The 13,217-nt window shown below is 41.1% G+C and carries 16 protein-coding genes; 4 read left to right on the plus strand and 12 right to left on the minus strand.

Translation table 11 applies throughout. The annotated features are described in order from the left end of the window. Positions 1-6: 6 nt before the first annotated feature. Positions 7-4,500 carry a choice-of-anchor Q domain-containing protein gene (locus tag D2962_RS13145; RefSeq protein ID WP_122015237.1) on the minus strand — a complete coding sequence of 1,498 codons (4,494 nt, stop codon included), beginning with the start codon at positions 4,498-4,500 and terminating at the stop codon, positions 7-9. A 230-nt stretch (positions 4,501-4,730) separates the two neighbouring features. Here D2962_RS13145 and D2962_RS17645 point away from each other — a divergent pair, with 230 nt between their 5' ends. Continuing rightward, positions 4,731-4,880 (plus strand): hypothetical protein, encoded by a 150-nt coding sequence (locus tag D2962_RS17645; RefSeq protein ID WP_162991225.1) that lies wholly within the window; start codon positions 4,731-4,733, stop codon positions 4,878-4,880. A gap of 21 nt (positions 4,881-4,901) precedes the next feature. Here the strand turns inward: D2962_RS17645 and D2962_RS13150 are convergent, their stop codons facing one another. The 6 genes from D2962_RS13150 to D2962_RS13175 all read right to left on the minus strand — a co-directional run bounded on the left by D2962_RS13150 (position 4,902) and on the right by D2962_RS13175 (position 10,103). Continuing rightward, on the minus strand, positions 4,902-5,135 hold the full coding sequence (locus D2962_RS13150; protein WP_122015238.1) for a hypothetical protein: 234 nt from the start codon (positions 5,133-5,135) through the stop codon (positions 4,902-4,904). 81 nt (positions 5,136-5,216) lie between these two features. Then, positions 5,217-8,360 (minus strand): S8 family serine peptidase, encoded by a 3,144-nt coding sequence (locus tag D2962_RS13155; protein WP_162991226.1) that lies wholly within the window; start codon positions 8,358-8,360, stop codon positions 5,217-5,219. Between the two features lie 79 nt (positions 8,361-8,439). After that, entirely contained in the window at positions 8,440-8,643 is a 204-nt protein-coding gene (locus D2962_RS13160) for an LUD domain-containing protein (protein ID WP_122015240.1), read from the minus strand. Positions 8,644-8,780: 137 nt separating this feature from the next. After that, positions 8,781-9,125, minus strand: a complete 345-nt coding sequence (locus D2962_RS13165; protein WP_122015241.1) for a type II toxin-antitoxin system VapC family toxin — start codon at positions 9,123-9,125, stop codon at positions 8,781-8,783. Positions 9,126-9,216: 91 nt separating this feature from the next. Next, positions 9,217-9,456 (minus strand): AbrB/MazE/SpoVT family DNA-binding domain-containing protein, encoded by a 240-nt coding sequence (locus tag D2962_RS13170; protein WP_122015242.1) that lies wholly within the window; start codon positions 9,454-9,456, stop codon positions 9,217-9,219. A gap of 332 nt (positions 9,457-9,788) precedes the next feature. After that, the gene (locus tag D2962_RS13175) at positions 9,789-10,103 is read right to left on the minus strand and encodes a hypothetical protein (RefSeq protein WP_120768853.1); all 315 of its coding nucleotides are present in this window, start codon (positions 10,101-10,103) and stop codon (positions 9,789-9,791) included. Between the two features lie 353 nt (positions 10,104-10,456). On the opposite strand from D2962_RS13175, the gene D2962_RS13180 reads away from it, so the two are divergent. Next, positions 10,457-10,888, plus strand: a complete 432-nt coding sequence (locus D2962_RS13180) for an exoribonuclease R (RefSeq protein ID WP_120768851.1) — start codon at positions 10,457-10,459, stop codon at positions 10,886-10,888. Between the two features lie 561 nt (positions 10,889-11,449). Here the strand turns inward: D2962_RS13180 and D2962_RS13190 are convergent. Beyond that, positions 11,450-11,677: a type II toxin-antitoxin system Phd/YefM family antitoxin gene (locus D2962_RS13190; RefSeq protein WP_120768847.1), complete on the minus strand. Its 228-nt coding sequence runs from the start codon at positions 11,675-11,677 to the stop codon at positions 11,450-11,452. Positions 11,678-11,988: 311 nt separating this feature from the next. On the opposite strand from D2962_RS13190, the gene D2962_RS13195 reads away from it, so the two are divergent. Continuing rightward, positions 11,989-12,195 carry a type II toxin-antitoxin system HicB family antitoxin gene (locus tag D2962_RS13195; RefSeq protein ID WP_120768845.1) on the plus strand — a complete coding sequence of 69 codons (207 nt, stop codon included), beginning with the start codon at positions 11,989-11,991 and terminating at the stop codon, positions 12,193-12,195. Beyond that, positions 12,195-12,347 carry a type II toxin-antitoxin system HicA family toxin gene (locus tag D2962_RS13200; RefSeq protein ID WP_222927543.1) on the plus strand — a complete coding sequence of 51 codons (153 nt, stop codon included), beginning with the start codon at positions 12,195-12,197 and terminating at the stop codon, positions 12,345-12,347. The genes D2962_RS13195 and D2962_RS13200 overlap by 1 nt, the downstream gene beginning before the upstream one ends. On the opposite strand, the gene D2962_RS17650 is transcribed toward D2962_RS13200, so the two are convergent. From D2962_RS17650 to D2962_RS19925, 4 genes are all read right to left on the minus strand, one after another. After that, complete coding sequence (locus D2962_RS17650; RefSeq protein WP_162991017.1) at positions 12,342-12,539, minus strand: hypothetical protein; 198 nt, start codon at positions 12,537-12,539, stop codon at positions 12,342-12,344. The two genes, D2962_RS13200 and D2962_RS17650, sit on opposite strands and share 6 nt — an antisense overlap. Before the next feature lie 26 nt (positions 12,540-12,565). Next, a complete protein-coding gene (locus D2962_RS13205) occupies positions 12,566-12,868 on the minus strand; it encodes a hypothetical protein (RefSeq protein WP_122015243.1) in 303 nt (100 codons plus the stop codon). Between the two features lie 88 nt (positions 12,869-12,956). Further along, positions 12,957-13,076 (minus strand): sugar transferase, encoded by a 120-nt coding sequence (locus D2962_RS19920; RefSeq protein WP_122015799.1) that lies wholly within the window; start codon positions 13,074-13,076, stop codon positions 12,957-12,959. After that, entirely contained in the window at positions 13,030-13,206 is a 177-nt protein-coding gene (locus tag D2962_RS19925) for a sugar transferase (RefSeq protein WP_162991227.1), read from the minus strand. Before D2962_RS19925 ends, D2962_RS19920 begins: the two co-directional genes overlap by 47 nt. Positions 13,207-13,217 lie beyond the last annotated feature (11 nt).

Here is a 13,217-nt window from a genome sequence, read left to right on the forward strand (position 1 = left end):
CCTTTCCTAGGCCATATACTCATCGGCACCAATGTCATAGCCTGCGCCCTGCGGTCTTGGATTGTCATCAAAATCAGTGTTTGGTGCAAAATAAGTAGTCGTGCCATCAGTTATAGAACTTACCCCCTGGTCAATGGCAGGAGAACCACCAGTTATGTGATAATTTCCCAAAATCTCCGGAACTACAGTTACAATTTTTACCGATATAAAATCCGGTTCCATGTTGAAGGCTACAGCTGAAAGTTTAATATTGTATTCTTCTACAAACAGCGGATCCGATACAATATTGTTGCTTCCACCGCCATAAAGATTTGTCAGAATGCAATATACTGGATTAAAGGTCTGGTTGGTTCCATATACTTCCAAATCTATAACCGTTACCGGCTCACCATAATTTCCAATTCCCCAAATTCCCCCGGTTCCACCGTTCAAAGTCTGATCATAGATTCCGGCTCTGTTATCCCAAAAAATATTGTTGAATAATATAGGATTGCTAAAATTATCAGACCCTGGTGGGAGTACGGCCTGGAATGCTGCACTATTGAGTTCACTGACAAGGCCTGCTCCGTGGGCCAGCCTATCACTATCTTCGGCTGTAGCTGTAGTAATGTTTTTAGCTATAGTATTGTTTACAATGACAACATTTGAAGCATCATCCAGGGCTATTCCTCCGCCTAAATCTGTAGAAACATTATTTACTATCATGTTGTTATATATGTTAATTCTATAGTCAAGAGGCTGTAATAATCTTAATCCTCCCCCGTCATCATTGGCCACATTACCTCTTATCAGGTTGTTATATATATCAACTTCTCCGGAACCTCTGGTCAATACAGCCGGTGGTACAGGCTGCTCTCCGCCTATGAATATTCCTGCCCCTTCATCAAAGGAATTGTTAAATTGAACTATATTATGATGGATCTTTCCCCTCCTGCTCAGGCCAAAATGTGAAATACCTCCACCGTATTCAGCAGAATAGTTTCCACATATAAAGTTGTATTCAATGGAATAATCATCGGCCCCATTAAATATTCCTATACCGCCTGCCAAACTAATGCCGCCGTTATTTAGAATTTGATTATGGCTTATGGTTATATTGGAATTGTAATTATTACCTGCATAGGCCTTTCCAATAGTAATTCCTCCGCCAAATCCTCCACCATTGCTCTGTATTACATTGTTGCTTATAACAAGATAGTTACAGTGGGCATTGATATAGATTCCTCCTCCGTCTTCTCCCCTTGCTCCCGTTATCTTAAACCCGTCAATTTGAGGTCTAAAGCCGGATGAAAACCGGTTTTCCTTAGCTACAACCGTAATTACTTGCCCTCTGCTTATCTCCTTGACCTGACCCGGATCCACCAGCTCCGGTCCGTCAAAATCAATACTATCAAGCTTTGCCAGCCATTGATCTAGATAAGATAAGAAGAACCTGCCATCTATAACGGAACCGATTACCGGATTATTGTTCGGGTCTAATCCTCCCGGCCCCAGGCCCTGAAGCTTCACATTCTTGTACAGGATCGGACTTTCATAAAATGTCCCTTCATGTACAACTATGATGGTTCCGTCTGGTGCATTATCTATAGCATCTTGAATCGTGGTATAATCCCCGGTTCCATCTTTTTTTACATGAAGGATATCTGGCCAATAAATATTGTTCTTGCGAACATGGAAGGTGATGCCATTTATACTCCTGTTACCCAGGGCATTGGTTACTATCAATTGGGCAGGTCCTGTGGTTGTGAAGCCTGGAGGAATTTTTGCCTCAATACTTGTAGGGGTCCAGTCAATAATATCAATTTCCACACCATCTAAAGTCACCTTCCCGGAGCTGCCAAATCCTCTCCCGTAAATAGTAAAGGTTCTATCCATGTCATTTAAACTATCTGCATCTGCTTCAACTCTGCTTAGCTTAAATACCTGCGGAACATCATCTTTCAGGTTGCATTGAGGTGGTTGTGCAAATTGGGCTCCACCTACTTCTCCAGTAAACGCTGTGATTGGGAATAATGCTACATCTGCATAAGTGGTTTTTCCCGGCCATACATCAAACACCAATATCAGTGATTGGTAATTTGGATTATATAATGGGTTGGGACGGTCCGGGTCTCCAGGATCATTTCCAACCACTAAATACATCCCCGGAACAACTCCCGACGGTATGGGAACATTCCGTGTATAAGTTGACGGCAGCAAAACTTCGAAAACCCCATTTAAATCCGAATGGACCGTGGTAATCAGCTTTCCTTTAAAATCCCTTATTCCAACCGGAGTATTTGGTATCCCCCTCTTTTCCCCAAAATATATCCTGCCAGGGTCCGTTTCTATATTCACATCATCCAATAAGAAACCTACTATTCTTCCCGGCACCGGTACATCTGTATACAGGAAGAAATCTGCCGTAGTATTTCTGCCCTCTATAACTTTGACTATCTTTTTATAGATATCTATTAACCCGGGAGTTTCCGGCGGCTCATAGTAAGGCGGCGGTGTCATAAGGTCTTTTTTGTCCCGGGCCCATTCATCTATACAGCCGGTAGCGGAAATCTCTTCCTTCAAGCCTCGTGCCCTAGAAGTTATGGTTGTATCTATAAAATATTCATCTCCCTCGCCGGTATTTACGGAACCCGTTTGGTCTATTACCTTATATCCGGCTGGCGGTACTACCTCCACTATATAAGTGCCACTCGGTAATGGTTCAAAAGCATATCTTCCGTCGAACACTCCAGGCCTGATTTGATTTGATATATTGGGGACTTCCAAACAAGGTACAGGATTATTATCCGCATCCGTACAGCCTGTAGGATGCTGCCATGCATCGGTGGTCACCGTGCTAATCAGCTGTCCCTGAACTATTTGCCCGTCTATTTCTTCAGTGGCATAAAGATTTACCGTCACATTGGGTATCCCGGGTTCATAATCTTCGGCTGCTGCCATCCTTGGATCCGTTTCATTTCTCATGGTGGCATAATAAACCATACCTGAAATTCCGCCGTTTTCCGCCGAGCCGTAAGCCTTTTTACCCCAGTCAATCTTATTGGTCTTGGCAGCCCAGGTTAACTCCGCCATAGTCAGTGCTCCCTGCTCTGTTATAGGTGGCTTCTGTGCAGGGTTGCCATAATCCGGTATGGCTGTTCCCCCGGTTTTTTTAAACCTGGTGAAACCGACTTCAGCCACTGCAAAACGCTCTAATTCAAATACCTCGTTAAACAGATATTTTCCTTTCATATCAGATATGGTCATATATTGAATACTGCCATCTTTAAATCTTGTAAACATTTCGACATTTGGTATCCCTGTATCTCCAGGTTCCGGTTCAGCGTCTTCGTTCTCGTCATAAAATACATCGCCTTCAATATATCCGTACCATCTCGGTATGCCTATATCCCCCATATTTACCGTTTGCCCTGCTGCCACCTGGACTGTACGGAAAGAAATAATATAGTCCAAAGGTTCATCCCATATGGCCATTTGATATATGCCCGGCGGTACGTTTTCTATTGTAAAGGTACCATCAACATTTCCTCTTCCCGTATATACCTGCTGGTCATTTGCCCCAATGTCCGTAAGGGCAATCCAGGGTCTTTCCACGGGTCTTCCTAAAGTTAAAGGTCTAAAAGGTGGTACAAATTCTATAACTGTCATTATCCTGCCGGTTATGGTTCCCACTTCTGAAGGAGGCTTTACTTCAAACTTCATGGGTTTCACAAAACCTATCCAAACTAATGGAACCTTAAACCCTTCCCTCGGGCTATATCCATCGTTGCCTTCTTCAATCCATACATCGATTTCATGAGTTCCTTCAATAGTGGTAGTTTGTATCCAATCCGTTCCATCCGGCGGTATTGCCTGAACTGCATATTTCCCGGGCGGAATATTGTCTATCAAGGCCAATCCATTTTCATCTGTAAGAACAACTCCTCCTGTATCAGGTATGGGAATTGGGTTTCCTGAAGAATCGAACACTATATCCCCATTTATATCCTTCTCGTATTGGGTTCCTAGTGGATTCCCAAAATAGTCTACGGTTACTTCACCGACAGCATCGCTAATTACTACCCGAAACCCTTTTAATCCACGTTCCAGGGGTATATCATCTTCCCCATTTACAGGGTGATTGTCTTCAAAAACACGGACCCTTATTTTTGACAGCGGCAGTGGATTTGGATATAGTTTTACTTCTACAATAGTATCATCACCCGGCAGCACCGTCACCCAATTGCCACCCATCTTATACCCGGGTGCCAGAACAGAAATTATATATTTTCCCTCGGGTATTGTCACGCTTGCTTGAGAAGTTGCACTCTCTCCCGTCAAGATTACAGGACTGTAACTTTCTACCGGTTTTAATGATGGAAACAAAGATGGATCTCTGCTATTCTCAGGGAGTTCCACTTGAGGGTCTCCTACATTGTTTAAATTGATAATATACTTAAACCCATCTATTAAAATGTCATTAACGTCTTTAACAATAATGGTCACGCTTCCGTCAGCCATTATAGGTCTACACCTCCCCTTAAAATAATCAAGTCCACTTTATTGCTCTTTTATTGAAGGCCATTGGCTTATCTTCTTTGTCGGTTACTACATAATATGATAATAAAATTATAATGAGTTACATCGATTAGAGTGAATTTAAACGGAAATAATTTAGGCGAAATCATTTTTGGGTCGCAAAAACCTTCGCGGTGTGTTCCGCGTTGACAAAACTTTAATGAATCCCAAGTGTGGATAAGGCATCACTTTATTGGCTGGCAGCAGACTTTTCCAGAGCCCAACCGAAAAGCACTATCATGCAGGGTGGGCTAACCGCCAACACTGCCGATGACAATACCTCCTCAGGAAGGTTTTACGCCAAAGAAGTAGCCCACCACTAAGGGTGGGCTACTCGCTATCTTTCACTGCTTCAAGAATCTGTCAAGATCGCTTAGCGAATCAATCTCAAAAATGTTTTCCACAATCAATTCAAGAGTCTGCCTATCCTGACCCAGAATTCTTTCTTTGTACCCGCAGGGCAGTTCTCCAAGTTTTTTGCAAAATTTTTCTATAGTTTCTTCATCCAGCAGCTTATCTACAAGGATTATCACCGTGGCTATCAGTTGTTCAAACTCATGCTTTCTGTCTGCCAGCAACAGACCCGATGGTTAGCGCCGGCAGAAGATTTCAGAAAACAGAAGTAAATTCTTGTCTAAAAGTTACTGTGCATAAAGCGTTTAAAGTTTGCCCGATTTTTCCAGCATTCTCTTTATTATGACTGCAGCCTGAGCTCTGGTGGCACTGTCACCGGGAGCAAAAGTGCCGTCAGGATTTCCGTTCATGAGGCCCAGCGCGTCGGCCAGCCTTACATAGCTTCGGGCCCAACTGTTTACAGCACCCTCATCCCTGAACTTAACTTCGGATGTGGTGTATATGTCACTCAATTTTTTGCCGGTCACATATGAATAAGCCTTGACAATTATCACCGCCATCTCCTGTCTTGTGATTTTCTTTTCCGGCGCAAAATGGCTGGCATCAACACCAGAAATTATGCCTGCCCTGGCGGCGCCCATAACGGCGTCTTTATACCAAGCCTCATCGGACACATCGATAAAATTGCTTTGGGCACCCTGCTCTTTGATATTGAGCGCCCGGGCTATCAAAGCGGTAAATTCCGCTCTCGTGATGCTTCTTTCGGGAGCAAATTCGTTTTGCGATACTCCTTTAATGATATGCTTTGCAGCCATCAGCTCTATATCGTATTTAGCCCAGTGAGAAGTAATATCTTTAAACGTCTTGTTGTATTCCATAACCGCATATTTTGAAAAATGTTCGGTCTCAAAAGTAATTCCTTTATCGACGGCCTTCCCTCCGACATAATCCCATCTGTGGGTGGCTTCATTTAACCAGTATACTCCTACCTTGTTGATATCGAGAACTTTCTTTGCATCGTATTTCATTGTAACCGTCACCGGTTTGGCAAATTGCCCTATCTTTTTATGACCGGAATAGATCTCAAACTCAAATATTTTCGATACAGGAGCAGCTCCACTCGTAGCCTCTATATCCTTCGCCTCAAAATCCGATTCATTGACAGTCAATCTCAGGCCGCCATCTTTTTCCACCCCGCCGCCTGAGGCTAAAAAATCAGCATCCATTTTAAATTCAACGTTATTTGATTTTATAACTATTCCCCTGTGGGCTGACAGAACTTTATCCAGCGTTTTTGCATCCATTTCAACTTCTACACTGTCTACGGCATCTTGAGTGGTTACATCAAGGGTAACATCGCTTTTATCCAGCGACTTTAATTCCTTTTCCACCAGATCGGGGGATATTTTTACCAGCATCTTTATTCTGCCGGAATCATCTTTTGTCTTGATTATTTCATTTTGCTTCGGCTCGGCAGTGCTTCCAGCCCCTCCTGATCCGCCGGAGCCCCCCGAAGTCAAACCACCATCGTCCGTACGGTTGATGGTGTAGCTGTAGACGCCTACATCGCTTGTCACACCATTTTTAAAGGATATAGCCTTTATGGTGACGGAACTGCTGATGGTAATGGGCGTCTGGTACAGGAGGGATGAGGTAGTCGGTTCCTCACCGTTCAGAGTATAATATATTTTTGCATCCCGGGTGCCGCAGGTCAAAGCCACAGTTTGGGAGCTATTATACGTTCCCGGCGCCAGGCTGGCCACCGGCTTTTGCGGCTTAAAAGTCATGTAGATTGGCCTTGAGCTGATGAATTCGGTATTCTGGCTGCCATAAACATATTCATCAGCATATAATGAAAAATAACCCGCATCGGGCAAAACTATATCAAGATTCCCGGAACCGTAGACCATATCCACCACAGTATTATCGATATCCGTCACCAAAAGCCATCTATTATTATCAAAATCATATCTGTCGACAAATACCTGAACCGCCCCGTAAACCTCCTGACTTACTGTGTTATTATAGGCTTTGGCCATGATCTCGCCCGTTATCCTGCCTTTGGTGTCCGGGTATGGAGTGTCGGGCACTATTTCCAGCCTGGGAAGGTTGAAGGCCCGGTATCCATTTACCAGCCCAAAACCAAATTCCGTATCGACGCCGGGTTCACCCAGGTCGATGGCGCTTTCCATTATGGTTTTCTCTATATCTTCGTTCGATAAGGACTCATCGCCGGCTTTTAACAGCGCCGCCAGCCCGGACACAATGGGCGCGGCCTGTGAGGTGCCCGACTCGTACTCATAATTACTGTTAAGATATGTACTGATAATTCCCACTCCCGGGGCTGCCACATCCACCTCATCGCCGGTATTGGAAAAATCTGCGATTATAAAGCCCGTATTGCTATACCAATCCACGGCCCCCACGCCCAATACGCCGCTGTACGCCGCAGGATAACCGACGGGCGAATCATATTTCTTGTCATTCTGTACGATGTCCAGGTCCCCGGGCTCATCGGTTGTCCAGTGGTTGCTTTCGTTTCCTACGGCTGCCACCATAATGACACCTTTTTCCAGCGCATACTGGATGGCCTCATATTCGATCTGGCTGAAAGCATCCACCGTTTTCCCACTTTCATCAACTATGTATCTTGACCGTTCAAGGCTCATATTTATTATATCGGCTCCGTGATTTACCGCCCACTTAATTCCTTCTATAATTTTCCCGGAATCTCCTTCGCCGTTCGCATCGAGAACCTTTACCGGCATTATTTTTACTCCGCTGGCTGCGCCGGCGATCCCTATAGTATTATTGGCTATAGCCCCGATAATCCCGGCCACATGGGTGCCGTGGCCGTTATCATCCTCCGGAACACTATCGCCATTCACAAAATCATATCCGGGGACGATGCTCCCGGCAAGATCAGGATGGTCGCTGTCAATACCGGTGTCCAGCACAGCCACCGTCACATCTTTTCTCCTATCCTCGCTCACCTTTTCCCATGCCTTCTCCATCTCAGTAGCTAAAATCCACCATTGATTATTAAATTCTGCATCATTGACCGCGTTTTGCGTTTTATAATCTTTTATTCCATATTTATCGTCGGATCTGTATGTATCGGCTATCTTATAAATATACACCGGTTCGACATATTCAATATTTGGGTCCTTTTTCATCCTTTCGATGGCCTCAAAAACATTTTCCCCGGGGCTCAAATCAATGGTTTTTACCGTATAACTCGATTCCGACCCGGAGGCTTTAAGGGAAAATCCCTTTTCATAAACTGTGTCAGGCTGCCCTTTATACTTCACCATCAATTTATTGGGCACAATTCCTGCAATACCGCTGTTATGGGTATTTGCTAAAACAGGCGCCGAAAAAACTTCAAACAAAATCAGTGTGAAAATTACTACCGGTACTAGCACGAATTTTTTAAAAAAATAGTTCATGTGCATCCCCCTTGTACATGTTTTATAAATTAATACCACAAAAAAAATAAAAATCCTCCTCGGACTTTGTTATATTTTGTCAAAATAATGCATCCACAATGCCCAGTTCATGTATGGTAACTGAACCGCCCACCCCTACGCTGGATTTTTCGGGCACTAATTCGACGGCTCTTTTTGCCGCTTCCTCTCTGGTGGGCACATATATGGCATCAAAACCGTTTTTAATAAGAGCTTTTACCGCCCTTTGGCACCTTTGCTCATAAAATTTAGATTTTACGCTCATAAAAATCCTCCCCTAATCAGCGGTTTATCTACGACAGATGCTTTACAAACATGCGGACTAAAAAAGCCGCGCCAAGACGTGGCTAATCTATTTTGAAAATATTTATAGGTGAATGATTTTGAAAATAAAATGGCGCTTCAAACAAAACTTTTTAAATCATAGATGGGGATATCTATTTTTCTAAATCCTGTATCCACTGTAATGATACCGCATTTTAATGATATTGCGGACGATACTATCAAAGCATCGGGCATTTTTAGCCCGTACTCTGCCCTTATCTGTGCAGCTACAGTAGCCACATGTTTATCTACAGAAACCAGGTTCAAATTAGGAAAATTATTAATAAACTTATTTATTTCAGTAACCAATTTTGCATCTTTCATCTTCAAGGGTTTCACGAGCAGTTCAGCAAGAGAGATGACAGAAACATAGCCTTTCACTTCGGCATTTTTTATTAATGTTAGAACTTTTTTTGAAGCCAAGCCAAATTCATCATTTCCTTCTAAAAATAAATAAGGACATTTGTATCTATCAGCACTTTTTTATCCTGTTTAATGCGGTCAATCAAGACGTCTATTCCCAATCTTCTCTCTCCTTTTTAACATACTCATCCATCTCTTCAGCGCATTTGCCATAGGTTCCCTTTGCGATTCCATAATAGTATTCTACATAATCTTGCGGCTCCGGTGTTAATATAATTCTATTATCTTTTTGTTCTATCAAAAGTTTATTGCCTTTTTTTATTTTTAGTGCCCTGCATATTTGCGCCGGAATAGTAATTTGGTTTTTGCTTGATAGTTTTACGCTATGCATGATTTCTTTACCTCCTTCAATGTTTCTTTACTTTTAATTATAATATTTACTTTCAAGAACTTCAACTTTAATATCAGTTCTTCGCATCGACTAGGATATAAAAAAGCTGTGGAAATTCCACAGCTTAACTTTTTCAAATACTCAATAACTAATCTTCGCATTCTTCATCATCAGCCTCATATTCTTCATCATAATAACCTTACTGTTCAACCTCGCCGTAACTTTCCAGAACAGAGGGGTATTCTTCGTTTTCTTTTGGTTCTTCCACTCTCATTAATTGCGTAATAAAATGCCATTCATCCCCGTAGTCAAATAAAAACAACATTTTTTCTTTACATAGTTAAAGACTTTGCCAACCTTGGCTCTTTTAAAACTCCGGGAAATTGTTCTCCTTCGCCGATATCTGCAAATAATTCATAGCCTTCATCGGATCTGGGCCATCTTTTTATATTGCTGTAAAACCCAAAAGCATGGTCAAAATCAAAGCCAAAGCTTTCGATAATGATTTCCGCCAGGTCGTATAAACTCATCTTCTCGGGTATTGCTATGACCCTGTAGGGCATTCCCCTGACTCTACCTTCCCAATCCGATGCAGTTGCTTTCAAAATCAGTATCTTTTCGTCATCTTTGGCTGGTTTTCTGGTCATCCGTATTCCTCCATTCTTTATGCTGTAAAAATTGCTTTTTATGGCCAGTTCCCTTGTTTTCTCTTCTATTCCTTTTTCTATGATGTTGAATGAGACAGGGGACGGTTCCTTGACTCAAAAGTGAGTCAGAGAACCGTCCCCTGTCTCATTCCTGTCAAACATCAAGAAAGCCGGGAGAATAGCATTGGCATTTGATGTTTTGGAAAGAGCAGTAAAATCAGCATCTGAAAATCAAGGTTCGTGAAAAGAAGTAAAAAAGTAGGGTTTCTACACTAGAATCAATGACTTAATTGATGAAAGTTCATCTTGCACATATTGCACATTTATGCTAGACTTATTGAAGAGGTGGTTATATGCTGAATGAATATGGTTTTACCGAGGCAAGAAACGATTTTTCTCGGGTATTTAATATGGTATTTAATGAGCGGGAACCGGCGGTCATCAGAAGAAACCGGGATCAAGAGGTATTAATGTTGCGCAAGGATTTGCTGAAAGATATGCTCTCGGCTTATGTTCTTGATGTAGATCTATTGCCCGAAAATGATTGTTCTTTTACCGTATCTATAGATATACTGGAACTTGCGGCTAACGGTCCTACACAAGAAGAAGCCTTAAATGAGCTTATACAAGATTTGAAAATATATGCTCAAGACTATATGGAAAGGTCTCAACTTTTTCTTAATGCTCCCAACCGTAAACACCACTTGCCTTACCTTCTTAGAATTTTACTTTGTGATTCGGACGAAGAGATAAAGTCGCTTTTAAAGGTGCATCATGCCTCCTAGATTTCGAGATTTAAAACGTTATTGTGACAATAACGGTTGGGTCATGGTTAAAAATACCGATCATTTTACTACGAAAAGGTTTTATCTGATGGGTCGCTGTTAAGGACTAAAATAAGCCATGCATTGCAAAAGGAAATACCGGGGAACTTATGGAAAAAAATACTGAAGTTACAGTTAAAAATGCAGGAAGATGAGTTCTGGAGTAGCATAAAGTAGCTCATTCTACAAACATGCGGGCTAAAAAAGCCGTGCTTTTTTGTGCGCGGCTGAATTTATTTTAATGTTTGCTGAATTTATTTCATTGTTTCTGTCCAGCAGTTTATCTACAAAGTATTTTCTCTGCGTTTTGTTGTTTTATTTTTATTATCCTGACTCTATATTTTATCTATATTTTATCGATCCAGCATCCAGTTCGTCGGTGATGTTATAGTGTAAATCAGTTCAAGAGTAGCATATTTTATAAAGTGTCAACAATCCCATCCCCTTGACAATCATCCGATGTATACTAAATAAAAAACCTGACCAAAAATGCAATTTTCACCAATCTAACGTGATGAATAATTATTTTTCTTTTATCCTCTCATCTCTGATTTGCTCTGCCGTTACATCCTTTTTTTCTTTATCGGCTAAAAGCCCATATAAAAAATCTGCATTAGGAGTCCCTTGATTTTTAATTGGTATAAGTTTAGCTACTTCCTTACCATTCCTTGTTATAATAACTTCTTCTTTATCTACAATTTCTAAATATTTTCCTGCTCTTGTTTTAAACTCTGTTGCATTAACAATCATTTTAACACCTCCCACTTTGATTAATTAAATTATACCATTATTAATTAATCAAAAGCGAATTCTCATAATCCTCCGATTCTATGTTTTTCCTGAAGGCGGCTTATGTCGTTTGTTTCTTTTTTGTTTTTCCCTTCTGCGTTCATTGTGGATTTGTACAGGTAGGTGCTATCAATTCCAAAAATTTTGCATTTTTGGCTATTAATTAATGCATATTAATTAAATCTCTATAATCTATCCCTGCGAAAGTTGAGTGTCTAATTTATTAGAAAGATGATATAATATAAATATAATCTATCTTGAGGTGATTGTATATGAGTATAAAAGTTACGGTTGTAGTTCAAAAAGATGAAAACTGGTACGTCGCAAAGTGTATCGAAAATAACGTAGCTTCACAGGGTAAAACAATCGAGGAAGCGCTAAACAATTTACGTGAAGCATTGGAGTTATATTATGAAAATGAAAAACCGGATATCTCCTATTATCAGACTTTTATAACCACCATGGAGGTAGCGCTATAATGGGATCAAAGTATCCTGTTCTCCCTCCAGACGATATAATAAAAGTTCTTGTGCAGTTAGGATTTAAAAAGGTATCGCAAAAAGGTAGCCATGCAAAATATGTAAAATCAGGTGCAAATAAAAAAGTTGTTATAATACCTATGGCACTATGAAATTGCAAAAGGAACGTTAAAAAGCATATTAGAACAGGCTGGGATAACACTGGAAGATTTTTTAAAGTATTTAAAATAACTTAAAATAGATGGTTTTTCTTCTTCTTCACCTTCAACATAATAAACATAAATCACATTGCCAGGTTTATCAATCATCGCACAATTGCTTGATAGATTCGTAATCTGTAACAACTGCACCGGCTCCGGTTTTCCGCCAATCACGTATGCATTGTAACATCTTGGAAGCCTTTGGCAGCAATATTCACCAGCAAACTTTTAATATCTTCTGATAATTTGATTGCAAATAAATATATTAAAACGCCGACAAGAGCGTCTGCAAATTTCGGCCATGTCCTCCAGCGAAAATCTTCTATTATTCTCCTGCCTTCCCGGCCTTTCTTCTGTCTCAGTTGTTCATCACGACTTAACCTGTCAATAGCCTTCTCTGTAGTCTCAATGTCATTTACCGGCACCAATATGCCGTTTACGCCATTTTGAATTAAATCCCTGTTTCCCCTCATGTCTGTCTTTTGAATAAAATTATTTCCTCATCCCCCGAACTTTTCTATCCCTTCCCTTACTTTTTCCACCACGTAGTCTATCTCTTCATCAGAGAGGTTGTTGTGAAAGGGCAGGGAGATGGTGGAAGAAGCGATGGGCACCATCTATCATTGTCCTAAATTTATAAAGTATAAATGGTTTTCCATGCTGACCTACTCTTTTTTTGATGGTATAAGACGGGCCCTGGTGAAGTCAGCTTTATGCATAACGAAATCATGACCATAGGAACAACAGCAATTAAAAGACCTGTTATAGAAAGTATTATATCAAAAAATCTCTTCAATACAATTTGGGTCAAAAGAAAGATTT

It is taken from the genome of Biomaibacter acetigenes, assembly GCF_003691585.1.
GTDB classification, from domain to species: Bacteria; Bacillota; Thermosediminibacteria; order Thermosediminibacterales; family Tepidanaerobacteraceae; genus Biomaibacter; species Biomaibacter acetigenes.